We start from the raw sequence: 24,151 nt of genomic DNA on the forward strand, positions 1-24,151 counted from the left end.
GGTTCAACGAGGAATTCCGGGGAAGGCAGCCTTGATCTTCAGGAAGAAGTATTCCTCGTCGCGGTAGCCGTAGGCCCTACGCTTGATGACCTTGATGGTGTTGTTGATGCCCTCTACGACGCTCGTGTTCAGCGGGTGCCGGCATCGGGCGATGATGCCGTGCCAATAGGCTTTCAGGCGCTGGGCGAACAGTTCGAGAGCCGGAATCCGGCTCTGGCTTGCCTGTTCACACCAATGCTCCCACGCCTTTTGCGCCCATCCCGGGCGGCGGTAGAACCACAGCCGCTTGAGCTCGTCTCTCAGGATGTAGACCGTCAGCAACGGCTGATTGGCCTGCAGCACCTCGTTCAGATGCACGGCTTGAGGGTCGCTCAGGTTCTCCTTGTTGCGCAGCAGTAGCCAGCGCGTGGACTTGAGTACCCGTCTGGCCGGACGGTCGTGCCGCAGGCGGTTGGCCTGATCTACACGGACCCGGTCGATCACCTCGCGCCCGTACTTGGCCACGACGTGGAAGAGGTCGAAGACCACCTCAGCCTGCGGGCAATGCTCGCGGATCTCCAGTTCATAGGCGGTCGTCATGTCGATGGCAACGGCCTCGATGCGCTCTGCCGCGCCTGCCGGGAGTTGCGCAAAGAAGGCGCGCGCCGTCTCGCGCGAGCGGCCCTGACCGATCCAGAGCACTTGCCGCCCAATCGGATCGACCACCACCGTCGCATAGCGATGGCCCTTGTGCAGCGCGAATTCGTCCATGGCCAGGTAGCGGATGCTGGACCAGTCCGGCTCGACGACTGCCTCGCGCAGGCGCGCCTTGTCGATCGTCTTGACGGTATGCCAGCCCAGGTCATAGAAAGCCGCCACGGCCTGCACCGTGCAGTGACGCAGCAACTGCCCGCAGGCCTGCGCCAGCCTGGCTGTGACACGCTGGTAGCGCCCAAGCCATTCGAGCCGCTCGAGTCGCGGCCCCCCGCATTGATCGCACCAGACGCGCCTGCGGGGGACATGCAGCACCACCCGGTACTCGAACAGCGGAAGATCGCGCACGCGCCGCACCACCGTTTCATGGACCTGCCGGCACTTCGATCCGCATTCCTCGCAGTACATGACCTTGCTGACTGGCTTCAAGTACAGCGCCAGCGTACGGCTCTCCCCTTCAGGCCATACCACCCGATCCAGCCTGTAGCCATCCCAGCAGCCCAAGGCCTGCAGCGTCTTCCGATCCAGCATCCCGTTCCTCAACAGCCGTCTTAACGGCCATTAGGATACGGAATGTGGCAATTCAGTCCCCGGAATTCTCCGAAGAACCTTTTTTTATGTTGCGTAGGCGAAAGTCCCGCAACCTGGCAATTCATGCACCGACGCGAGGGCGTTGTGCGCTCACCGACCCGTTGGACGAAAAAAGCTTGCCTCCAGGGAGGCAAGCTTCGGAATCTCTCGGTGTCGGAATGTGTGTGACCGCGCGTTAGATCCCGCGTGCGCCATCGGTGAACACATCACGCGGTTGCGTTACGCGAGCCGTCTGTGAAAACACGTCGCGCTTGTCGATGCGTGCACCGCCGGAGTAAATGTCGTTGACTGCGGCACGCCCGCCGTCGGTGTACGGGTCGCGCGGGCGGTGGATTTGACCGTCGGGCGTTGCAGCAATGGCGGAGCCGGCAGCGGCAATCGTGAGGGCAGCAGTAATCAGAGCAGTTTGGATCGTCTTCATGGAATTTCTCCTGAGTCAAAGTTTGTGAGCCGCTATTCGCTCACCGTTTTCACAGTCTATCGACCTGACCTGCTCGAATTAATTACTCACCAATTACGATCCTGTCATAAAAAAATGCCTCCCGGTTGGGAGGCAAAAACTCTCTTGAATTAACAAGAAAGTGTCGATCTTTTTGAGGTCAATCAGAACTTGTGGCGCACGCCTACGACAACGCCGGTCTGATCCTTGCCCGGTACAACGTTGTTGGGCGAAGCCAGCGAGTTGAAGCCGTTCATGCCCAGTTGGGAATTTCCACGATTCAGTGCGTAGCCGATGTTCATATAGACGTCGGTGCGCTTCGAGAACGCGTAGTCAGCCGAGGCAACGAACATGAAGGGATCCGCGTCCGAATTGCGGCTGTCGGTGTAATAGACAGCACCAGTCAGCGTCAGCGCCGGCGACACGGCGTAACGCAGACCACCCCAGTACAGGTTAGAGCGATCCGTGGGCAGCGTGCCAACGTTGCCGTTGTACCAGCGATAGCCAATGAAAGCCGTCGCCGGGCCAAATGCATACGATGCACCAACGACTGCGCGACGGTCCTTGCGATCCGCGCTAGCGACGGAGGTGCCCTGGAACTCGTCATACACCGCGCCAACTGCCAATGGGCCGGTTGCGTATGTGAGCGACAGGCTCATGTTGCGGTCGACCTTGTAGTTGCCCGGCACTTCGCCACCGCCGGTGCGGCCGAAGCTGTAAAGGCCGCTAACCGTCAGGCCACTGAACGTGCCGCGATACTTGATGGCATTATCCGCACGGCCCGCGAGCGTGTCGTCCATCATGAAGAGCGAGTAGCGCGGCGCGAAGCCCATCGGGTCGAACAGAATCGTGGTGTCGTACAACGGCGTGGTCTGGCGACCCAGCGTAAGTTGGCCATATTTGCTGCTCAGGCCCACAAACGCACCACGATCGAACAGGCGCGCGCTGTTGTTTTGTGCGCCCGTGTCGAAGGCGATGCCGCTCTCCAGCTCGAAGATGGCCTTCAGGCCGCCGCCGAGATCTTCAACGCCACGCATGCCCCAACGTGACGTGGACATATTCCCGGAACTCATGCGAACTTGGCTCGAACCACCCGACGAAGCCGACGGAACGTTGCTCAGATATTCAATACCTGCGTCAGCGACACCGTACAGCGTCACGCTGGACTGTGCGAAAGCTGTCGTAGCGAACAGACCAAACGTTGCAATAGCAATTCGACTAATTTTCATGGATTATCCTCATTATGGACCGATTGGTTTTTCGTGAGGCGAGTATAAAAATCCGCAGATGACGTTTGAATTACATTTAAATTACACGGCGCCATGTCGTGGTTATGGGACGACAGAAGGCAAGTTCCGTGATAGAAGGCATTGATGCTGATTTAATGAGTCAGCAATTTAAAGAATCAGCTATTTAAATAGATGTCGATTTATAATCGCTGATTAAAATATCGTGGCTTTGTAATCGGAAGTTCACTAAAAATTGTCGTCGCTCCTGCGACGGCATTGAATTCCGCCGGCATATGCTGCTCGCTCCGAACCAGTGGGAGAGTGAGGATGGATACGCCATGCGCCGCAAAATGGGGGCCGTAGTGATCACGGCGTTCGCGAGCAGGCGCTGCGTCTTCGGACGCGCCGAATCACAGGGCGCGTGGCATCGATTTCAGTGCTGAGCTGGGCGGATGGTGGGGAGTGGTAGTAGCCCGTGGCCCCATGCCATTGGTGGCGTCGCGATAGACCAGTCCCGCTCGGGTTGGCTTCAACCTTTCCGCATGCTGCGCCATTCCACCCATTGCCACGACAACAGCGCTGGGATTCCGAACGCCAACTCTCGTGTGCGCTTCACCAGGGCAAGTGCCAGCGATGTGGGAGGATCGATCCCCAGGCTGGTTCCCAGCGCCACCAGCACGGCTTCCTGCACGCCCAGCCCCGCCGGGATGAAGAACGCGATCTGGCGCGCCGCCAGCGTCAACGCTTCGATCGCCAGTGCGTCGCCGAAACTGACTGCATGCCCAAGCAGCGACAGTCCCCACCACACTTCCAGCACCCCCATTACCAGGCCAGCCATCTGCCACGCCAGCGTGTTTCCCAACACGCGTCCACGTCCACATAGTGAGCGGATCTTCCCGTCAAGGCGCTTGCCTTCCATCCTTGACACCAGACGATGCTGCTCGCCAAGTATGCGGCGTGCCGCGGCTTCGAGCCACGCGAACCATGCCCCATGACGCAGCGCATAGGCTAACAGGGCCGGTACCGGCAACGACAGCAGCAGGCCCACCGCCACCAGTACGATGTTGCCGGTGGCAGGCGTCGTCGAGATCAGCAGCAGTACGCCGGCGAGCGCGAACAGGTAGTGCGCGAACATCGTCACCATGACCTCGATCACCACGCTTGCGGTGACGGCGCTGGCGTCGGGCACCCGGCGCCATGCCAACCGGATGCCAACAAGCTCGCCTCCGATGCCGGCAGTTGGCAGCATTCGGGAAACGGCCTCGCGCACGGTGGCCACCCAGAGCAGGAAGTTAGTTCCCGCGCGCGCACCAGGGTCGGCCGGCGCCAGCAGTGTTCGCCAGCCGCGCGCGTCCAGCCAGAGCGCCACGGCGTGAATCGGCGCCAGCCATATCAACGGCCAGCCGGCATGAGCCAGGATGTCGAAGACCTGGCCAAGCGCTTGCCGTGCCACCACCACGGTGAGGATCAGCAAGCCCGCCAACGCGCCGGGCAAGGCGAAGCGCTTCCACGTCATGCGGTGAGCAGATCGGCAAAGCCACCTCGGCGGGGCGCCACCCGTTCCGCCGCCGCACGCACGCGCGGAGATAGCAAGGCGGCCAGTTCGTCGGCATGCCGATAGCCCGGCATCGACGCACCGATGCGGGCCCCCGAGGTGACGGCGGGATGCACGTACATTTCCACCACACCCGGCGGCAGGCGATCCAGTGCCGCCAGCATTGCGGCTTCGTCCATCGCGCCGCTGCCCGACAATCCCAGCACAAAGTCGTTGTGCACGATGCCGGCACGCTCCAGGCGCCGTCGCAGCAAGGCCAGCCACGGACGCAGGAAGACGGCGCCCCCGAGCTCGCGAGGCAGGCGCATGGCGCGCAGGCCGTAGTCGCTGCCGATGCGGAGGATCAGTCCCAGAATGGTCGGGTGCAGATGAAAGTGCTTGTGTGCGTTCACGTGGTCCAGGGCCAATCCTGTTCGTCCGAATGCTTCGAACTGGGCCCTGATCTCCAGCGCGAGCTGCGCGCGCAATGCGGGAAACAGGGCAAAGCGCAGACCGTCGCGCACCATCGCTTTGCCGAAGCGGCCGTCGATATCGACAAGATCGGGAATGGACTCCCACGGCAGCGTCGACCAGCCGTCGGCCAGCACCAGATGCAAGCCAACGCGGAGTCCGGGCAGCCGGCGCGCGCGCGCCACGGCATCGGAGGCGGCTGGCGCGCTCACCATCAGGCTGGCGGCGTTGAGGATGCCATCGCAGTGCGCGCGCTCCACGGCCGCATTGACATCGTCGTGCAGGCCGAAGTCGTCGGCGGTGACAATCAGCATCGTGCGTCCGGCCACGTCTCAGGCCTCGTGAGAACGCAGGAAGCGGAAGAACTCCACGCCTTCGCGCAGCCGCCGCCGTGTCATGCTCCAGCTACCCATCATCTCCCTGACGATTTCCCAGATCTTGGACGGGCGGAAGTAGAAGCGCCGGTAGAACGTTTCCACGCCGTGATAGATCTCGTCTCGGCTCAGGTGCGGATAGCTGATGGCGGCCAGCTGCACGCCCTGATCGTTCACGAGATGGATCACCTTGTTTTCCTCCAGCCAGCCATTGGCCACCGCCTGCCGGTAGAGCGTGGTGCCGGGGTACGGCGCCGCCAGCGACACCTGGATCGTATGGGGATTGATGTCCTTGGCGTAGGCGATGGTCTTCTCGATGGTCTCGCGCGTTTCGCCGGGCAACCCCAGGATGAATGTCCCGTGGATCTGGATGCCAAGCTTGCGGCAGTCCTCGGTGAAGCGCCGTGCGATGTCAGTGCTTAGTCCTTTCTTGACATTCAGAAGAATCTGATCGTCGCCGGACTCATAGCCCACCAGCAGCAGGCGCAGGCCGTTGTCCTTCATGATCTTGAGCGTGCCATACGGCACATTGGCCTTGGCATTGCAGGACCAGGGCAGGCCGATCTCGCCCAGGCCGCGCGCAATCTCTTCCACGCGCGGCTTGAAATCGGTGAACGTGTCATCGTCGAACATGATCTCGCGCACTTCGGGCATGTTCTCCTTGATCCACCTGACCTCGTCGATCACACTCCGGGCCGATCGCGTGCGGTAGCGATGCCCGCCCACGGTCTGCGGCCACAGGCAGAATGTGCAGCGCGAACGGCAGCCACGCCCGGTGTAGATCGACACATACGGATGCAGCAGGTAACCGATGAAGTAGTTGCGGATCTTCAGGTCGCGCTTGTAGATCGGCGCGACGAATGGCAGTTCATCCATGTTTTCGATCATGGGGCGCGGCGGATTGTGTTCGATCGCCCCATCCGGCAGCCGGAAGCTAAGGCCGGCGATTTCGCGCAGGGGCTTGCCCGCCGCAACGTCCTGGCAGGTGTAGTCGAACTCCTCGCGGCACACGAAATCGATGGCCGTGGTAGCCGAGAGCGTGCCGCCGGGGTCCACCGCCGCCTTCGCGCCCACCATGCCGATCATCAGGCCGGGACGGCGCGCCTTGAGCTGCTCGGCAAACCTGGCGTCGGTCGGAAACGACGGGGTGCTGGTGTGGATGATCACGAGGTCGTAATCCACGGCGATATTGAGCGTCTGCTCGACGCCCAGCCCGTCGGCGGGCGCATCGAGCACGCGGCTGCTCGGCACCAGCGCGGCGGGTTGCGCCAGCCAAGTGGGATACCAGAACGACTTGATCTCACGCTTTGCCTGATAGCGCGACCCGGCGCCACCATCGAATCCGTCAAAGGAGGGCGCCTGCAGAAACAGCGTTTTCATCGGGTCTTTTCCTGTGGATGGGGATGAGAGGAAGTCGCCAGCTCATGAGACATGGCGGGGCGTGCCGTTGCCGGCACGATATCGGGACGGGACTCGGGATAGGCGGCAGGACGTTCCGCCGGCGCATCCTCCGTAGCCATCACATGGCCGCGCCAGTGCACGTGGCCATTGCCCAGCGCAGCGGCCCACTCGACCAGCAGTAGCGTGTCGCGCAGCGGGGCCATCAAGGCCCTGCCGGGGCGGCCCGCCAGTGCACAGCGTGCCAGCACGCCGACCAGCACGATGACGAACACCACCGGCATTGGGGCCAGCAGGCTGCCCAGCAGCAGCATCGGCCACGTGAAGGTGATGAACATGAAATAGAAGCCGGGCGCGCTGAGCGACCGGATCGTGCGTAGCCAGCGCAGTTCGTGTCGCCACAGCGCCGGCAGGCTGGTTTCAGTCACGTCGGTATCGACCACCACCTCGGAGAGCATGGTCTGCCAGCCAGCCTGGCGCGTCAGTTCAGAGAGCCAGAAATCGTCGGCCAGCCGGTTGGCCAGCGCGTGGAAGCCGCCGATGGCGTTAAGGGTGTCGCGCCGCAGAGCGATGGTCGCGCCAAAGCCGAAGCGCCGCGACCCGCCGGCATGGGCCACGCGCACCGACGGCGCAAACCAGTCGTCGATGAACGCGGCGCCGAGCCGAGACCAGACGCTATCGACGGCCCGGCCCCGGTACAGGCAGGTGACCACGCCCACATGGGGGTCGCTCAGCGGGCCGGCCAGCCTTTGCAGGTAGTCGGGCGGCACCGCGATATCGCTGTCCGCGATGACCAGGTGTTCGTGCCGGGCCGCCCGGTAGAGGTTGATCAGGTTGCTGACCTTGGGATTGCGGCCGTGGACGCGATCATCGATGACCAATGCGATATCGCAATCTGGAAACTCAGCTTGCAGCCGGTGCACCACGCCAATGGCCGGGTCATCGGCGGCATATACACCAAACACCAATTGGAAGCAGTCATGCCGCTGGCGGCAGAGTGTGGCCAGGTTCTCGTACAGGTGCGGTTCGGCACCGCAGAGCGGCTTGAGCACCGAGATCGGCGCGTAGTGCCGGGACGGGTCGGGCGGTTTAGACGGGTGCCGGCTGACGCTGGCGGCGACAATGGCGTACACCGTGGAGGCTTCGACCAACAGTTGCCCCACAGTTGCTGTCCAGACGGCGCTCATCTTGCCCCTCGCATATGAGATTGCCCTTGACCGGTTGCTTCCGCGAGGTATTTGTATCGCCGCACTTGGTTGTCACTGAGACACCCGCCGTCGCCCTCGCATTACAGCCACTACTGTGTCACTCAACTGTTAAGCGGACATTAACCCTCGACAAATTACGTGATGCAACGTACAGCGGCAGACATGCCGGCGGCAGGATGAAACGTCATTCTCAATCGGACCCTACCGTCCGCCGTCTTGAACGATAGGGGAATCGAAACGTTGCCTTGGTCCGCGCGCGGCAAGGCTTCGGCGGCAATCGCCATGATTCCCGGGCTGCCCAAACGAACCGTGGATCTTCTCAGCGTGGCAAGTTAGGCGCGGCAACTGCCGGATTACCTGGCCTGGACATCATTGTCTTCACACGACTCTCATTGGTTTTCTTTCGACAAATGGCGAAATCAAGATTTCATGGAGACATATTGATAATTGTTATTGTTTAAATTTTTACCATTAAATATATTAAACTTCTATAAATATTAAATTATCGCGCCATAATGCACGTATTGAAGAATTTCCTGAACATTTCAGAATGTGGATGCACTGCTCGCCAGCGAGACGGGCAGGGGTTCTCTCAGACGGCAGGCGTCCTCTTCAAAGAAAGCAATGGGACAGGTCAGTGGGCCCTCAACAATTACGCACTGTCTAGGGCGTTCTGAAACGTCGGGGCTTGCGCTAAATTCAAATGTCAGTCCGAACGTGCTTTTTGTGCGGGGCTCGGTGCTCTCTTTGGGGTGTCGGTAAGGCGGTGGGGCTGGCCGGTGGCGCCTGAGCCGGGAGCAGGGTGGGGCATGCCGTGTCCCCGATGGCGCGCTCCAAATCCAGGCAGTTGATCAGCCGCTGGCGCTTGACGTTCAAGGGCACGTGGTGCGCGCGCGGCGGCTCACCCGAGAGCGTGCGCGATGGCGCGCTCCAGTGCCGGTTGTCCCGCTCGGCCTGAATGCGCGCCGCGATCGCCAGCGTATGCCCCAGCCGCTTGTTGTCCAAGATCTCGCTTGGCCGACGTCAGATATCTGGTCGTAGGTGCTGTAGGGAAGACCGGCGCCCGGTCTTCGAACCAGGCATGGTCGCTGCCGTTGATCTGCACCAGTTCGCCCAGGCAGCAGAAACGGTCTCTAGGAAACTTCCCATATTATTGGGGATGGCCACCGGTAAAATTGCCTCTCGGCAAACGACCAGAATAAACAAGTAATCATGAGCATCCGAGGCAAAGACCGCCAGATCGATAACATCGAATTTAACGTCAGCAGCATTGCACGAAGCAAGGCCTTCTATGGCACCGTTTTCGGCTGGACGTTCACCGATTACGGCCCGACCTACACCGAGTTCCACGACGGCCGGATCACGGGAGGGTTCACAACCGGCGAGCCCGTCCGGCCGGGCGGCCCGCTAGTCATCCTTTACGCTGAAGATCTGGTTGAAACCCAACGAAGGATCGAGGTGGCGGGGGCCACCATCAGCCGCCAAACTTTCTCGTTCCCCGGCGGGAAGCGCTTTCACTTCATTGATCACGATGGCTATGAACTGGCCGTATGGTCAGCGGACGAATCGAGTTAATACGGCAGACTAGAACTAGTAGGCGATGATATGCGCCGAACCGGGATACCCTTGGGGCCGGGGCGCATTGAGGCTCCCATTGTCCGCTCAGGGGCGCAAGGCGCCGTTCAGCCGCCGGGAGGGCCTTCTGCGGGCTCGTCGCTACAGCGCGCCAGACCATCAGGCCGTCCCGCACGACGGCCTCGATGACCTTGCGGCGATCCAGTTCCCGCAGGCTCATGGTGATGGTGTCCGGTCGAGTCATGTCGCGCTCCAGCTTTGCCGAGAGGTACGACATTAGTATTTAGCGCCAATATCCAGCCAACGCATAATGATTATTATGTTAAATACGTTATGCGCTAGCCCAACCAACACTCAATCCTCATTCGATCCCTGGTAGTCCGGCCGGCCACGCGTGTCGAGTGCGCCCGTTCAAACGCGAATCGGCAGTCCACGTAGCGCGAGCCGGTTACATTGCGCCAAGGCTGCCAGGTGTCATTCCTGAAACCCGGGCTGCGACCTGCGCCACTGTCCCACCTCAAACCTAATCGGAAACCGACAACCCACGGATCGGGGCGCGTAGCCTTGTCGCAAACTTCGTGGGTAACGACGTACAGGGTACGTGAGCAAGTGGCGCACCTCGTCTTACAGAAAATGGGGATGCACCGTGAAAGCACGTTGCTGATTTATCGTTCCGTAGATGATAGAGCGTTCGCGCCTCTGAATGCCTTTCGCTCGCCTCGGCTGCACCGCGTGTCCATACAGCCATCAATTTCGCTCGAGACCCCAAAAACAATTGGCAGTCGAAATTCCCTGGCAACGCGCATAACTGTTCCATGACATTTCTTTGTTGACAGAGAACCGCCAAATGCAGGGTTGCAAAACGATGCTGAATTCTGATCTGCACAGCGTCTAATGGACCTGGCACGGGTACGCGATATCGTCGCGTGACAAACGCTTTACAGATCGGATCGAGGCGCTTGAGGTTGCTTTTTGATGGCCTTCTTCTACGCTACATGAATTGCCTAAAGCGCAAAAGATGCGTCTCCGGCTAGAACAAAGAAAAGAAAGGCAACACACCGGGAGCGCCTGCGATGATACCAGGCACCAAAGCGCCAGCGATTCAGGGGGCAATCCGTTGGCTTTCGATATCACTAGGCAATGCCACCGTCCGTGCATACGCGATGGCAATTGGCGTTGGTGTCTTCACACCTCGTCATCGTGGCTGACATCGTTGACGCCGAACCGGTCGAGCCCGTCCTGTACCCAGGAATGGTCGGACAGGCGCCGCGTTTTTGCGCGGCGGTCCATTTAATTCGACAGTACGCCGAATGGGATGCGCCGGTGCTGATCGAAGGCGAGACCGGCACGGGAAAAGAACTCGCAGCGCGCGGAATCCATTATTGCGGACGCCGTCGGGCCCATCAGTTTGTTCCCGTCAACTGCGGTGCCATTCCCGAAAGTCTGATCGAGAATGAGCTGTTCGGCCATGCGCGCGGCGCTTTTACCGACGCCGGCATGCCCGGCGCCGGCCTGGTGAAACTCGCTGACAAAGGAACGCTTTTCCTGGATGAAATAGACGCCCTGCCCGCGCGCGGACAGGTGGCGTTGTTGCGATTCCTTCAGGACGGCTGCTACCGACCACTCGGTGCACGCAAGGAAGAATCCGCGGATGTCCGCATCATCGTCGCGTCCAACCGCCGATTGCAGGGCCTGGTGGAAGAACGAAGCTTCCGCGCCGACCTCATGTTTCGCCTGCATGTGCTGACACTGGAAATGCCCCCGTTGCGCGAAAGGCCCGGCGATCCACTGATTCTCGCGGATCATTTTCTAGGGCAATTTGCCCGCCGTTACCGCATCGATATGCCGCGCAGGCTTGATGCCAATACACGGGCCTGGCTGGATACCTACTCGTGGCCGGGCAATGTACGCGAATTGGAGAATCTGATCCATCGCGAATTTCTGATGGGAACACATAGCGATTTGCGTATTGCATCGCCACACTGCGGGTCTGCGCCGGTGCACTACAGCCGGGAATGCAACAACGCTCCCCCACCCTATGCCCTCGCCCGTCGGCGAGCGCTCGAAGCCTTCGACAACGCCTACCTCCACGACCTGCTGCGCCACACGGACGGCAATGTCACGCACGCCGCCAAACTGGCCGGCAAGGAACGTCGCGCGCTGGGCAAGCTGCTGAAGCTGCGCAGCATAGACTGCGCGCAATTCCGCAAGCGCTAGTTTCTCTCCTGGATGTCGCTGCCGTCCGCGCTCGCCCATCGCTGGGTCCGACACGACCCACTGCACCTTGCCAGATAGGGCCTGACTGACCCACCTGCGGCACGGCGTCCGCATCAAGGCCCGGATTCTCTGTCGGTTGCTGCTGCCCGAAGCGCCGGCACGGCAATTGCGTCATGTCCCCGGACTTGAGTGCTGCTCTGGGATACTGCCGTGGATTCTTCTCGTTCAACCTCCTCCTTATCCGGCCCGGATATCGCTGCCGAGATCAGACGCTATTGCGAGTGCCATCCCGATGCCGGCGACACGCTCGATGGCATTGCATGGTGGCTGATGCAGCAGCGCTTCCAGGACACCCTTGAGGAGATCCAGATCGTCACGGAAAGACTGGTCAGTCAGGGACTATTGCATCGGCGCGTACTTGCCGATGGCTCCGTGCTGTTCTCCTGCCGGGTCTTCAAGTCATGATCGCCCTGTCACCGCGCCAGCGCAGGATGGGCCCGGTCACGGCCGTCCCCAATCACTTCCGCAATGCATCGGTACCTGGAAGCATTGAGGTGTCGCCATGACCGAACTTGCCAATTCGCTCCTTAACGAGCAATACAAGTCCTTCAGATTCGGCGTCCGGTTCGAAGTCGCGAGCGATGGTGGTGGTGGCGCCCCGCCCGTGTCGCCTGCTCAACCCGTTGCACGCGAAGCGCCGGGCTGCAGCGAACCCGAAGCGTTGGCCTGGCGCGCGGCGCGCGAATGGATGCACCGCGTGTTGCACGCCGCGCTGCGGCAACGCTGCACGCCTTCGCCGGCGCCGACCGATAGCGACTTGCCCGCCCGCGCCGAATTGGTGGGACTGGGTATCAACGCGATGTCGGTCCTCCGGGCGATGCACGCGCCTGGCACGCATCCGGCACAAACCGACGCAGGGTCCTGTGTCAACACAGCGTCCTTCCTGCAATCGATCCACGAGGCCGATCCGGCTCGTGAACCGCTCGCGGCAATAGCGCGCCGCCTGGCACTGTCCGACCTGGAGTTGTGCCTACTCGTTCTGGCGGTATCCCCGGATGTTGATGTGCGCTACCAGCGCTGCATGGCCGTACTAATGGACGATGCTAGCCGGCGGATCGGCACGCTCGGACTCTACTGCGATCTACTCGGCGAACCGGCATCCGTTGCCGCGCAACTTCACGCGACGGGAAAACTTGTGCGCTGGCATCTGCTGGCATGCGCGGCGACATTGCCACCTGCGGACGAGCCGCTGCGCGCCGACATGTCGCTGACCGCCTGGCTGCTGGGTAATGCCGATGCGCTCGAAACCGACCCGTCCGTGCAGCGCCTGCTGCGCAGCCATGCATGGCGCGGTGCGGAGCTGATCGGCGATGCCGAGGCACTTCGCGCGTCATCGCTTATCCATGACCTCCGCGCATCGCGCGGACCCGATTGCATCGTTCTGCTGACGGAATCCTCCACGCACGCACTGGCATTGCTCGAACGCGGTGCCGAGTTGGGCACGCTGAAGCCGCTGCGCGTCGAACTGCAGCGCCTGTCCGGCCTTGATTCTGCCGACGTGGAGGAAGCCGTAAGACGGCTTGCCCGTGCCGCCCTGCTCACTGACCGTCCGCTAGTACTCAACGCGTCCGGGGCGAGCTCAGGCGACGCGCACACGGCGCTGGCACTGGCCACGCTTGCGAGCACCGGCTGCCGCTTTGGCATCGTTGGTACGGACCTCGGCGCGCTCGTTTCCGTGCTTGCCGACGGCACATTCACGGTCGAACATATTTCTTGTCATGGGCAGCCGTGGACCGACACGGTGCTGAGCGCCCTGACGAAAGCCGGTGCCTCGCCTGGCGAGGAAACGATACGCCTGGCGCGTCTGGTTGCCGCGAGTCTTCCGATGGAGATCGACGACCTGGCGGCCGCAGGCCAGCGCGCCCGGGTGCGCGCACCTGGCGATAGCCCGCATGTCCACAATCGCTTTCTAGCCGCTTGCCGCGACGTGACCGCGCGCGGGGTGTCGAAGCTCGCTGACCGCATCGATCCCGTCTTCACGCTCGACGATGTCGTCCTGCCACAAGAGCGGGCCCGCCAATTGCAGGAGATCGTCGCCAGCGTCCGCCTCGCGCCGAAGGTACTGGACCATTGGGGGTTCCGACGCCAATTGCCGTATGGCCGAGGCACCATCGCCCTCCTTCATGGGCCAAGCGGTTCAGGCAAAACCATGGCCGCGCACGCCCTCGCCCGCGCATTGAACGTACAGTTGCTACGGCTCGACCTGTCGCGCGTGGTCAGCAAGTACATCGGAGAGACCGAGAAGAACTGCGACCGGATCTTCGACGATGCAACACGCTCAGGTGCGGCCATCCTTATCGATGAGGCCGATGCACTGTTTGGCAAGCGTAGCGAAGTCCGGGACGCGCACGATCGGCACGCCAATATTGAAGTGGCCTTTCTTCTGCAGCGCATTGAAGCGTTCGATGGCCTGGCCATCCTCACCACAAATCTGCGCCAGAACATTGACGCAGCCTTTCTGCGCCGGCTCAGATTCATTGTGGAGTTCCCATGGCCGGACGTGGACGCGCGCGCGGCCATCTGGGCCGCTTGCCTGCCAGCCGGCGCGCACGCGGTCAGCCAGGCCGAACTCGGAGAGCTTGCGCGTCGCATCGACCTCACCGGCGGCCATATCCGGCAGATCACGCTGCGCGCCGCGTTTCTGGCCGCCGATCGTGACGAGCTGATCGACCTACGGCACCTTACGGCCGCGGCCCACGCAGAACTGGACAAGCTGGGCATGCCCGTGAATGGTCTCGGTGCGCCGCGGCTTGAAGCCCCGCCGTTGTCGTCGCGGCACGCGGCTTGAAGGGAAATGACCATGAGCGCAGACGCCATCGCACGAGTAACGGTTGCCTTCCAGGAGCGGCTCCGGGCTGCGCTGGTGGCGGCCTCCGACAAGGGGAGCGTCTTTGTCGGGCCGTTCGACGATGCTCAGGCGCGCGCGGCTTCGCTGAGTCTCTTCCCGTACCGGATCGTGCCGAACCCCGGCCTTCGCAACACCGCTCACCGCGTGCCGGCGTCGTCGCCAGCATCACCGCCGATCATCGTGTACCGCGACGCGCTGCCGCTGGACGTCTACTACCTTGTTTCCGTTGGGGCGCGGCCCGGCCTCTCCGAAGAAACGCTGCTGCGCGTGCTGGGCTTCGCCATCCAGATGCTGCAGGCCGACCCTGACTTGCCCGCCGCCACCATCACCCCAACTGGCACTATGGTTTCGCTGGTCCCGGAAACGGTGCGGGTCACCTTCGATCCTCTCAGCACAGACGAGATCAGCCGGATATGGGCGCTATGGCCCACGGCCAACTACCGCACATCGGTTGCCTACCTAGTGTCGCCTGTGTGGGTCTATCCCCCGCAGCCGCCGCAGAGCGCCGCACCAGTGCTCACGGACACGCTTGGCGCAGGCGTCGCCGCGCCCACGCAGGCCACGGGAGATGTGCCATGACATTCAAGACGTCTTCCAAGGAAACCGCTTTCCGCCGCGATATGCTGTTCGCGGTTGAGCTCCTCGACCCGGTCACGCTGGCGCCGGTTAGCGAGGGGCTGCGCGTCACCGCGAGCGGGATTGTCGGCAAGCCGTTCATCAACGCCAGCGGCAATTTTGTCTGGCTCGGAGAAAACACAACGCCCCAGCGCGTCTATGTCGATCCGCTCGACCTGCCCTACGAAGCCGAAAGCCGCCCCGCCCCACAGCCACCCGCGCGGCTGCTCCGCATCATCCTGCGCCCCAAGCCCGGCTATTCGGTCGGTGGCGGCGTGACTGCGGTATCCGCCAGCGTGTATCGCACCGCGCCAGGCCCCAATGGTCCCGTCGGCGTGGCTGGCGCGGAGGTCTGGCTTGAATATCTCGATGCCAGCGGCGGTCCCGCCGGGTCGTGGCTTGAGGGCCTGCCGCCCCACTCGCTCACTGCGGCGAACGGCGACTTCGTCGCGCTGCTGCGCCTGCCCGTTGGCAGCCGCCCGCGTCTCGACAATGGCCAACTGCGCAGCCGCTTACGTATCGGGCTTGGCGCGGATCCGCGCTTTACCAGCCCCGAGTTCCTCCTGCCGCAGGGCCGCAAGTCCGATCTTGCGCCGTTCGAATGGGACCCGTCTTAACCGGTCCCATGTTTAGTACACCAGAGGCTTGACACTATGAACCAGACCGAGAACGCGCAAGGCGACGCAGCAGGCTCCGCCCCACTGGCTTCGTCCGATGGCGGCAAGGTTAGCAACACCGATCCTGCTCCGCAACCCAAAATGCCACCCGGTGTCGACAAATGCACCGCTCCACCGGTGCCTTGCGACCCACCGGTCGCCACTAAGCCGACGGTCTGCTGCAATCCGCCCGCCTGCTGCCCCAAAGAAGCTTCCGGCGCCTCGACGTGCCTGGATCAACTGATCGCGGACCAGGACGCGGAGCTCGTGATCGCGCTTGCAAAGGCCGAAGCCGCCAAGGCTTTCCAGGCCGAACTCGCCCTGTGGCAGAAAAATGTGCTGGCCGCCAGAGCCGACTACACGCCTGCCAAGTACCAGCAGTTGCTCGACCAATGGAAGGCGGAGGACCAGCGGATCGTCTCCTTGATCGACAAGCTCGTCTGCACTTTGCCATGCTGGCGCACCCAGATCGAGTGCTTCGTCTGCACCTTGATATACGAGGTGCGCATCAACATGGAAAGCCTGGTCGGCAAAGTGCCGGCAAATCCTCCGGTCAACTCGCTTTACGACCTCCAGTACTGGCTCAAGTGCGACGTGGCGGCGAAGAATGAGACCTGTGAGCGCGTCCGTGGCGTGCTGACCGCCTGGGAGAAGCCGGGCACTTCGATAGCTGCTGTCCTTGCGAAAAACGGTGAGCTGCTTGACGGCATCGGTAAGGGACTGGGTTCCACGGACGCCGGCAAGCTGCTATGGGACCTGCTGATCCAGGTGGTAACGATGCACCTTATGATCGCCCCGCCGGCCGACACGGCAAAGACTGGCATCGCTCGCTGCTACGTGAACCTGTGCAAGTGCGATGCCGGCAAGCTAGACGATTGCTGCGGCCCCGACACCGGCGTGCCGAGCATCCTTGTGACACTGTTCGGTCCGCTCCCCTATCTCATTCCGCCCGACCAGTACGATGGCCTGGTCTGCTGCCTGGTGCAGAAGCGCTACCTCCCGGCCAAGGATGCATTGGTAAAGGCTAAGGCAGCCCAGCAGGCCAACACGGAGGAGATTGCCCGCGTACAGGCTCGCATCGCTGACCGGCTGAAGAATCTCGAGGCCAATGCGAAGACAAGACTGGTGGAACCGTTCCATTGCTGTCCGGATGGGGGCGACAAGAATGGCGGCAGCAAGCCGGACTGCGGCTGCGGCGGCAAAACACCCGCGCCCGCCCCAACACCGGCGCCCGTTCCTGCGCCAATACCGGCTCCCGCCCCTACCCCTACCCCTGCCCCTGCCCCTGCCCCTGCCCCTGCACCTTCGCCCTGTGCGCAATCCAGCGCCAACGGGGATCCCGGAACCGCAACACAAACTACGCCCCCCGCGGCTGAGTGACTAACTGACTGACGGAGGATCACCATGTCCGAGTACCTCACCCCCGGCGTCTACATCGAGGAGATCGAGCGTGGCCCGAAACCTATCGAAGGCGTCCCCACCAGCACCACGGCGATCCTAGCTGAAACAGAGCGCGGCCCCATCAAGCCACGCCTGGTCACTAGCTACAAGGACTATGCGCGCTGGTTCGGTGGCGTGTTCGACCCGCAGAAGTTCGGGCCCTACGCCATCACTGGCTTCTTCGAGAACGGCGGCAAACGGCTCTTTGTCTGCCGTATCGTGGGCAAGCAGGCGGCCGCGGCCACGGCCGAGTTCGGCAAATTTACGGTGATGGCGGTCGGGCCGGGAACGTGGGGGCAGCGCGTTTGGGTGAACATAGCCGCCAGCTCGACAAAGCGGCCCGATGCAAGCGGTGTAGCACAATCCGTCGGCGTTCGCATCCGCACGGCATACTGGTCCAACCTGCCGCAAGGCGGGCTGTTTGATCCCTTTGACCCCGCCAACGAGGCGATCAGGCGCCGCTTTCCGCCCCAACTGACCGAAGACTTCGACGATCTCAGCGCCGACCCGGCTTCGCTCGACTACTACGACAAGCGCCTGCGCGACGTCAACGGCGACTCGGTGTCTGCACTGGTGATCGTCCAGCCCAAGGGTGTGCCCGCCCCTGGCGATCTTCCCGCCGTGGATACAAAAGCACTGGGCCAGGATGGAGCCGATGATCCGGCCGGCCTTGACAGCGGTGACTACCTTGGCGCTCCCGCTGGTCAGCGCCAACAGTTGCAGGGCATCTCCGCAATCGAGACCGACCCCTACCGCGAAATCTCGCTGGTCTACGCACCGGCTTCCGACGACAAGGTGTCGAAGCTGCTGATCGCACACTGCGAGAAACTCCACTTCCGCTTTGCGGTGATCGATGCACCGAGAACCGTGTCGGACCTCAATTCGCTCGACCCGCGCACCACCATCCAGGACACCAGCTACGCCGCATTCTATTTCCCGTGGCTGCATATTCCCGATCCTCAGACCGGCGCGATGACCCTGGTGCCGCCGGGCGGCCATGTGCTGGGCGTGTACGCCAATGTGGACAGCCAGCGCGGCGTGTTCAAGGCGCCCGCCAACGAGGTGGTGCAAGGCGTATTGCGCCTGCAGTCCGATCTGACCGACAAAGACCAGAGCGCACTGAACCCGCGTGGCGTCAATGCCACTCGGGCCTTCCCCGGCCGTGGTATCCGCATCTGGGGCGCGCGCACCATGAGTTCGGACTCGCTCTGGCGCCATGTGAGCGTGCGGCGCCTGTTCATCTTCCTGGAACGCTCGATCTACGAGGGCACGCAATGGGTGGTGTTCGAGCCCAACGATACGCGGCTGTGGGCGCGCGTGAGCGACACCATCCGCCTGTTCCTGCGGGGCCAGTGGCGTACCGGCGCCCTGTTCGGCCGCACCGAGGAGCAGGCCTACTTCGTGACCTGCGACGAAAGCACGATGACCAAGGACGACGTTCTCAACGGTCGGCTGATCTGCGAGATCGGCATTGCTCCGGTCCGGCCCGCCGAGTTTGTCGTGTTTCGCATTTTCCAGAACACCGCAGAAGCCCAACGCTAGCGAGGAACCGAACATGGCACGCACCGACCCCCTTCGCAATTTCCGCTTTCAGCTTGTGATCGACAACATCGCCCAGGCAGGCTTCAGCGACGTGACTATTGGCGACACCACGGTGGACCCGGTTGAGTATCGCGAAGGCACCGATCCGCCGCACACGCGCAAGCTGACCGGGCTCACCAAGTACGGACCGGTCACGCTCAAATGGGGCGTGACCTATGGCGCCACGGCGCTGGATTTGTTCAAGTGGCACAAGGCCGTGTCCGATGGCCAGGTCGTCAACGACCGGAAAAGCGTGGTGATCGTCGTGCAAGACGAGGCCGGCGACGATCGCGCGCGCTTTGTCATCACGCAGGCCTGGCCGTCGAAGTACGCACCCGGCGCACTTTCCGCCAAGGGCAACGAAGTCTTCGTAGAAACGCTCGAACTGCAGAACGAAGGCATCGAGCGCATCAAATAACCAAGGAGGCCGTCATGTCTACGACTTCGCGTTTTGGATTCAGCACAGAGATCGACTTCACATTGCCAAAAGGCTACGTGGACGCCACTGGGAATCTGCACCGCAAGGGGCTGATGCGACTGGCAACCGCAGCCGATGAAATTCTTCCGCTGCGGGATCCGCGTGTACAACAGAACGAAGCTTATCTCACCGTCATCGTGCTCGCGCGTGTGGTGGTCCGGCTTGGCACGATCACGGACATTGATACGACCATGATCGAAGGGCTGTTCGCATCCGACCTCGCTTACCTCCAGCGCCTGTACGAAAGGCTCAACGCGCCCGATGAAGACGAAGCGTCAACGGCGGATGCGGGGGCCATCGCAAATGGCACGCTCCGCGCCCTGAATGGGATGACCGCGCTGGGGGAAGCATGACGGCCTATCCGTGCACCGCACTGTATGCGGAGATGGCCTTCATAGCCCGCCACTTTCATTGGGGGCGCGATGAGCTGATGGCACTGGAGCATCGGGAGCGCCGGCGCTGGTGCCGCGAGATCTCCGCGGCCAACCGGGCCCACAACCAGATGGTGCGCGGCACCACGCCCACCTTCAATCCATTTGACGTCTGATGGAGATACATACTGTGAACCGTACCGATCCCCTGCGTGGATTCCGCTTTCTCGTCGAGATCGACGGCGTGGTACACGGCGCGTTCTCCCGTGTCAAAGGAATATCGCGTGAGGTGAAAACAGAATCGCGGCGCGAAGGCGGCGTCAACGACTACGAACACCGGCTTTTCAGCCAGGTCACCTATCCCCCGCTAGTGCTGGAGCGCGGTATCGCTCTCGCGGACTTGTGGAAGTGGGTGGACGATGTAGCTCGGGGCGAAGTCACCCGGCGCAAGATTTCCATCAGGCTGCAGGACGAGGCCGGCACGGATCGCTGGTCCTGGCATGTCGACGACGCATTCCCGGTCAAGTGGTCGCTGGCTGATCTCGATGCAGGAAGTTCCAACGTGGCCGTGGAAAGCGTGGAGTTCGCGCACCACGGTCTGCGCAAGGACCCAACGTAAGCCGGTAGCTTTGCGCGATATCCCAATAGAGCTCAGACCATGAAACCACCCGTCAAGCTCCTGCTGACCACCCGCGCGCCCTTGCCGAAGCGGACGCGCATTGCAGCGGGCTGCCGCATGCGGCCGCCGTCGCGCCGCGCGGTGGAAATGGTAAGTCGTCGGCCTGCGATGCCCGGGAAAGCTGGCAGCGCCAGCAATGTCAGCATGACGGCATACCATCCTATCGTCGTCAACGTCGCCTGGCACAGTCACTGGCACAGTCATTGGCATGCAACGCAACGATTCGCCGTGGCGACGCCCGGCCTTCACGCACGCACTCCGGCCGGCGCTTACCGCGACGCCGCGGGCTATTCCCCACGCAGCACACCTCCGCTTGCGCTGACACGATTGTTGACCGTGGCGAGTTCGCATCACCATGCCCCCTGGGACGCAGGCCTAAGCGGAAAATGCGAAACCGGTACCACGGCAATGCGGGGGCAGATCCACGCCATCATGACGCATCCCGAGACTGTGGTACCGGGTCGCCGTGGTGATAACCAGATAGAAGCTGAGGCAGTACAACGCCGACAGGCATTGGCAGCCATGCGGCAGTCAACACCGCTCGCGTCAAGTACAAGCGCGCCCGTTGCCCGTGTACCGATGCGCCTGAACGTCGTGGTCGTTCCCGCGTCCGCTCCCATCACGCGGCATGCATCCCCTGCACCACAGGAGACGATCATGGCCGCCCGGGGGCTGGGGCACCGTATCGAAATGGTGTGGCGCCAGGGGCCGGGCGGGGCGGAAAGCGCACCAACGGCAGCACCGCTCGCGGCGAGCGCTATCGCGGGCCCAACCGGGATGGTTCCGGCGGTGCGCGCTGCCGCCCTTGCCGCGGAAGCGGCTGTGCAGCCGGTGCGGCATCTTGATCCCGCCGTGGCCGACCGTCTGGCCGAGGACGTGATCCGCCGCGTCGAGCGCCAGATGCGCATCGGTCGCGAGCGTCGGGGCCTGTGAAGGATATGCCGCAATGACGCCCAACCAGCTCAAGAAGGCCACCATCACTGTGCTCGCCGGGTCCGATAACGGGAAGGTGATCGCCGTGCTGTTCAACCCGGCCGAATACAGCTTCGACCGCAGCAACTCGTACAAGGCAATTCCTCTTCCCGGTCTGGGCAGCCCGCTCATGCAGTTCGTCAATGGCGACGCCGATCAGCTTGCCATGGAACTGTTCCTCGACGACTACACCGACCCCAGCGGACCGACATCGCGCGCACAGCCAGAGCACACGCCTGTGGTCAGCCGGCTCGAAGCCATCTCGAAACTGCTCAATATCGACCGGGACCTGCACGCGCCGCCGCCGGTTCGTTTCGCCTGGGGGCCGCTCGAATTCACCGCGGTGATCGAAAAGCTCAGCCGAAAAGTCACGCTGTTCCGCCCCGATGGCACGCCGGCGCGTGCAACGCTCAACGTTGCTTTCAAGGAGTATCGGAAGCTGCGCGAGCAATTGGATCGGCCGCGCCGCGAATCCGCGGACAAGACGAAGCGCCGCGTGGTGGTCGCCGGTGACAGCCTGTGGGCGCTATCGGCACGCGAGTATGGTGATGCGGGCCAATGGCGCCGCATCGCCGAAGCCAACGATCTGGACGACCCGCGCGCGATTGCGCCCGGCGACTGGCTCGAACTTCCACCGATCGAGGACGCTCATGCAGTTGCTTGATCTTGCCGATCGCTACAGCGCGTTCTACGCACCGACGTTCTCGGTGCGCGTGGCGCGCCAGGACCTGCTGCGCGACGAACTGGTTGCTGTGAGCCAGGTGGAGGTCGATCTTGAGCTGGGTGCGGCGGCGCGCTTCAGCTTTACCGTGGTGGACGCCTACAGCCTGCAGGACCACACGTTCCTGAGCGGGCGCCGCAAGCCGTTGCTGGAACTACTAACCTTTGGCACCGAAGTCGAGATTTGCATGGGCTACGGTGATGCGCGCAGCACGCCCCGAATCGTGCAAGGCGTGATCTGTGCCATCACCACCAGTTTTCCCGACAGCGGTACGCCCGAGCTCGTCATCTCCGGTTACGACCATGCCTTCCCCCTTACAAATGGCAAGAGTTCGCGCACATGGAGCAAGGCCAGCGACAGCGACGCCGTGCGTGAGATCGCGAGCTTTCACAATCTCAGCGCTAACATCGAGAACACCACTGAAAAGCACGCGCAGATCGAACAGAACCAGGAGAGTGATTTCGAGTTTGTCAAAAAACTGGCGGACCGCAACCACTTCGAACTGTATGTCGACGCCGACAAGACGCTGCACTTCGCAAGTCCACGGGATCGCGCCGACGCCGTGGCGACGCTGCGCTGGGGCGAGGGCCTGCTGTCGTTCAAGCCCGAGGCGAACCTTGCGGGGCAGATTGCCGGCGTCAGGGTTTACGGCTGGGACCCCAAACGTAAGGAACAGATCATAGGACGCGCGGGTAGCGGCGACGAGTCCGATATCGACGCCTTGGATAAAAGCGCCGCACAGCGCATCGGCAGCATTGTGCGCGACCCCGCCAGGCGTCCGCTGCTGCGTTTGCGCCAGCCCGTATTCACACAGGCCGAAGCCGACAAGCGAGCCAAGGCCGCCTTTAATGAACGCGCCAAGCAGTTCCTTACCGGCGAGGCGGAAACGGTTGGCCTGCCCGAGATCCGTCCAGACCGCTGCGTGGCGCTGGAAAACCTGGGCGAACCCTTTTCGCGCACGTACTACGTGCACCAGACCACGCACAAGGTTGACGCGAGCGGCTATCGCACGCGTTTCAAGGTAAAGGACACATCGCTATGAGCATGGCTGAAGCAGTGCCGCGCGAGACCGCGGTCGAGTCTGGCGGCTACGTCAAGGGTGTGGCCATCGGCGTGGTCACGCAGAACCAGGACCCGGACCGCCTGTGCCGTGTCAAGGTCCGTTTCCCCTGGCACGACCAGCCACGCGAGAGCTACTGGGCGCGGCTGGCGACGCCCATGAGCGGCAAGGATCGGGGGCTTGTGCTGATTCCAGAAGTCGGCGACGAAGTTCTGGTGGCGTTCGAGCGCGGAGACCTGCGCTTCCCGTGCATCGTCGGTGCGTTGTGGAACGGCAAGGACACGCCACCCGAAACCAATGCCAACGGCAACAACGACAAGCGCTTGCTCAGGTCACGCAAGGGCCACCAGTTGCTGTTCGACGATGGCAAAAGCAGTGGCAGGGTCGAGCTGAGCCTGAGCGATGGCCGCACCATCACGCGCAAGGTGGTGATGGACGACAACGGGCTGCGGCTTGAGGACGCGTCCGGCAACAAGGTAACCATCGACAGCCGTGGTGGGTCGATCACGCTTGAGGCGACGTCGCAGGTGACCATCAAGGCGCCGCAGCTGACGCTGGATGCCAGCGGGACGGCCACGCTCAAGGCGGGCGGCACGCTGACGGTTTCCGGCTCGATGGTCAACATCAACTGAAGGAGAGCCGGCATGGGACAACCTGCTGCCCGCGTGGGCGACAAAACCAGCCACGGCAAGCCGCTTGGCCCCGGCCCCGGCTGTACGACGGTGCGCATCGCCGGTATGCCCGCGTGGCGCGCTCTCGGCGACACGCATGCCTGTCCGCTGAGCGACGGACCCAAGCCGCATGCCGGCGGCGTGGTGTCCGTGGGCAGTGCTACGGTCAAGATAGGCGGCCTGCCGGCGGCGCGTATGAGCGATCTGGTCGTCGAGGCAGGCGCGCCCAACGCGATCGTGTCGGGCGCGTTCACTGTACTGATCGGATAG

General features: G+C 62.6%; 24 protein-coding genes. 17 read left to right on the forward strand and 7 right to left on the reverse strand.

What is annotated here, in order from left to right; genetic code table 11:
- Positions 1–3 precede the first annotated feature (3 nt).
- The 7 genes from AC3FLX_RS26465 to hpnI all read right to left on the reverse strand — a co-directional run bounded on the left by AC3FLX_RS26465 (position 4) and on the right by hpnI (position 7,916).
- Complete coding sequence (locus AC3FLX_RS26465) at positions 4–1,224, reverse strand: ISL3 family transposase (RefSeq protein ID WP_488694692.1); 1,221 nt, start codon at positions 1,222–1,224, stop codon at positions 4–6.
- 235 nt (positions 1,225–1,459) lie between these two features.
- On the reverse strand, positions 1,460–1,705 hold the full coding sequence (locus AC3FLX_RS26470; protein WP_488700310.1) for a hypothetical protein: 246 nt from the start codon (positions 1,703–1,705) through the stop codon (positions 1,460–1,462).
- Positions 1,706–1,887: 182 nt separating this feature from the next.
- Positions 1,888–2,952: a porin gene (locus AC3FLX_RS26475; protein WP_488700311.1), complete on the reverse strand. Its 1,065-nt coding sequence runs from the start codon at positions 2,950–2,952 to the stop codon at positions 1,888–1,890.
- 529 nt (positions 2,953–3,481) lie between these two features.
- Positions 3,482–4,468, reverse strand: a complete 987-nt coding sequence (locus tag AC3FLX_RS26480; RefSeq protein ID WP_488700312.1) for a lysylphosphatidylglycerol synthase domain-containing protein — start codon at positions 4,466–4,468, stop codon at positions 3,482–3,484.
- On the reverse strand, positions 4,465–5,271 hold the full coding sequence (hpnK, locus tag AC3FLX_RS26485; protein WP_488700313.1) for a hopanoid biosynthesis-associated protein HpnK: 807 nt from the start codon (positions 5,269–5,271) through the stop codon (positions 4,465–4,467). The genes AC3FLX_RS26480 and hpnK overlap by 4 nt, the downstream gene beginning before the upstream one ends.
- An 18-nt stretch (positions 5,272–5,289) precedes the next feature.
- Positions 5,290–6,711, reverse strand: coding sequence for a hopanoid biosynthesis associated radical SAM protein HpnJ (gene hpnJ / locus AC3FLX_RS26490; RefSeq protein WP_488700314.1), 1,422 nt, complete (start codon positions 6,709–6,711; stop codon positions 5,290–5,292).
- Positions 6,708–7,916 (reverse strand): bacteriohopanetetrol glucosamine biosynthesis glycosyltransferase HpnI, encoded by a 1,209-nt coding sequence (gene hpnI / locus AC3FLX_RS26495; protein WP_488700315.1) that lies wholly within the window; start codon positions 7,914–7,916, stop codon positions 6,708–6,710. Before hpnI ends, hpnJ begins: the two co-directional genes overlap by 4 nt.
- Positions 7,917–9,149: 1,233 nt before the next feature.
- Between hpnI and AC3FLX_RS26500 the strand changes: the two genes are divergently transcribed.
- The 17 genes from AC3FLX_RS26500 (at position 9,150) to AC3FLX_RS26580 (ending at position 24,151) form a co-directional block, all read left to right on the forward strand.
- Positions 9,150–9,512 (forward strand): VOC family protein, encoded by a 363-nt coding sequence (locus AC3FLX_RS26500; RefSeq protein WP_488700316.1) that lies wholly within the window; start codon positions 9,150–9,152, stop codon positions 9,510–9,512.
- A gap of 1,179 nt (positions 9,513–10,691) precedes the next feature.
- On the forward strand, positions 10,692–11,729 hold the full coding sequence (locus AC3FLX_RS26505) for a sigma 54-interacting transcriptional regulator (protein ID WP_488700407.1): 1,038 nt from the start codon (positions 10,692–10,694) through the stop codon (positions 11,727–11,729).
- A 210-nt stretch (positions 11,730–11,939) separates the two neighbouring features.
- On the forward strand, positions 11,940–12,194 hold the full coding sequence (locus AC3FLX_RS26510) for a hypothetical protein (protein WP_488700317.1): 255 nt from the start codon (positions 11,940–11,942) through the stop codon (positions 12,192–12,194).
- A gap of 97 nt (positions 12,195–12,291) precedes the next feature.
- Positions 12,292–14,577, forward strand: a complete 2,286-nt coding sequence (locus AC3FLX_RS26515) for an ATP-binding protein (RefSeq protein ID WP_488700318.1) — start codon at positions 12,292–12,294, stop codon at positions 14,575–14,577.
- A 12-nt stretch (positions 14,578–14,589) separates the two neighbouring features.
- Positions 14,590–15,216 (forward strand): Pvc16 family protein, encoded by a 627-nt coding sequence (locus tag AC3FLX_RS26520; protein WP_488700319.1) that lies wholly within the window; start codon positions 14,590–14,592, stop codon positions 15,214–15,216.
- On the forward strand, positions 15,213–15,869 hold the full coding sequence (locus tag AC3FLX_RS26525; RefSeq protein WP_488700320.1) for a hypothetical protein: 657 nt from the start codon (positions 15,213–15,215) through the stop codon (positions 15,867–15,869). The genes AC3FLX_RS26520 and AC3FLX_RS26525 overlap by 4 nt, the downstream gene beginning before the upstream one ends.
- Positions 15,870–15,905: 36 nt before the next feature.
- A complete protein-coding gene (locus tag AC3FLX_RS26530; protein ID WP_488700321.1) occupies positions 15,906–17,288 on the forward strand; it encodes a hypothetical protein in 1,383 nt (460 codons plus the stop codon).
- 24 nt (positions 17,289–17,312) lie between these two features.
- Positions 17,313–18,890, forward strand: coding sequence for a phage tail sheath family protein (locus AC3FLX_RS26535; protein WP_488700322.1), 1,578 nt, complete (start codon positions 17,313–17,315; stop codon positions 18,888–18,890).
- A gap of 13 nt (positions 18,891–18,903) precedes the next feature.
- Complete coding sequence (locus tag AC3FLX_RS26540) at positions 18,904–19,347, forward strand: phage tail protein (protein ID WP_488700323.1); 444 nt, start codon at positions 18,904–18,906, stop codon at positions 19,345–19,347.
- A gap of 14 nt (positions 19,348–19,361) precedes the next feature.
- On the forward strand, positions 19,362–19,760 hold the full coding sequence (locus AC3FLX_RS26545) for a hypothetical protein (RefSeq protein ID WP_488700324.1): 399 nt from the start codon (positions 19,362–19,364) through the stop codon (positions 19,758–19,760).
- Positions 19,757–19,954: a DUF6760 family protein gene (locus AC3FLX_RS26550; protein ID WP_488700325.1), complete on the forward strand. Its 198-nt coding sequence runs from the start codon at positions 19,757–19,759 to the stop codon at positions 19,952–19,954. The genes AC3FLX_RS26545 and AC3FLX_RS26550 overlap by 4 nt, the downstream gene beginning before the upstream one ends.
- A gap of 14 nt (positions 19,955–19,968) precedes the next feature.
- Complete coding sequence (locus AC3FLX_RS26555) at positions 19,969–20,397, forward strand: phage tail protein (protein WP_488700326.1); 429 nt, start codon at positions 19,969–19,971, stop codon at positions 20,395–20,397.
- 39 nt (positions 20,398–20,436) lie between these two features.
- Positions 20,437–21,390 carry a hypothetical protein gene (locus AC3FLX_RS26560; protein ID WP_488700327.1) on the forward strand — a complete coding sequence of 318 codons (954 nt, stop codon included), beginning with the start codon at positions 20,437–20,439 and terminating at the stop codon, positions 21,388–21,390.
- Positions 21,391–21,403: 13 nt separating this feature from the next.
- Positions 21,404–22,093 carry a CIS tube protein gene (locus AC3FLX_RS26565; RefSeq protein WP_488700328.1) on the forward strand — a complete coding sequence of 230 codons (690 nt, stop codon included), beginning with the start codon at positions 21,404–21,406 and terminating at the stop codon, positions 22,091–22,093.
- A complete protein-coding gene (locus AC3FLX_RS26570) occupies positions 22,080–23,192 on the forward strand; it encodes a phage late control D family protein (RefSeq protein ID WP_488700329.1) in 1,113 nt (370 codons plus the stop codon). Before AC3FLX_RS26565 ends, AC3FLX_RS26570 begins: the two co-directional genes overlap by 14 nt.
- Positions 23,189–23,842, forward strand: coding sequence for a phage baseplate assembly protein V (locus AC3FLX_RS26575; RefSeq protein WP_488700330.1), 654 nt, complete (start codon positions 23,189–23,191; stop codon positions 23,840–23,842). Before AC3FLX_RS26570 ends, AC3FLX_RS26575 begins: the two co-directional genes overlap by 4 nt.
- Before the next feature lie 12 nt (positions 23,843–23,854).
- The gene (locus tag AC3FLX_RS26580; protein ID WP_488700331.1) at positions 23,855–24,151 is read left to right on the forward strand and encodes a PAAR domain-containing protein; all 297 of its coding nucleotides are present in this window, start codon (positions 23,855–23,857) and stop codon (positions 24,149–24,151) included.

The organism is Cupriavidus sp. 291-E7 (genome assembly GCF_057798835.1).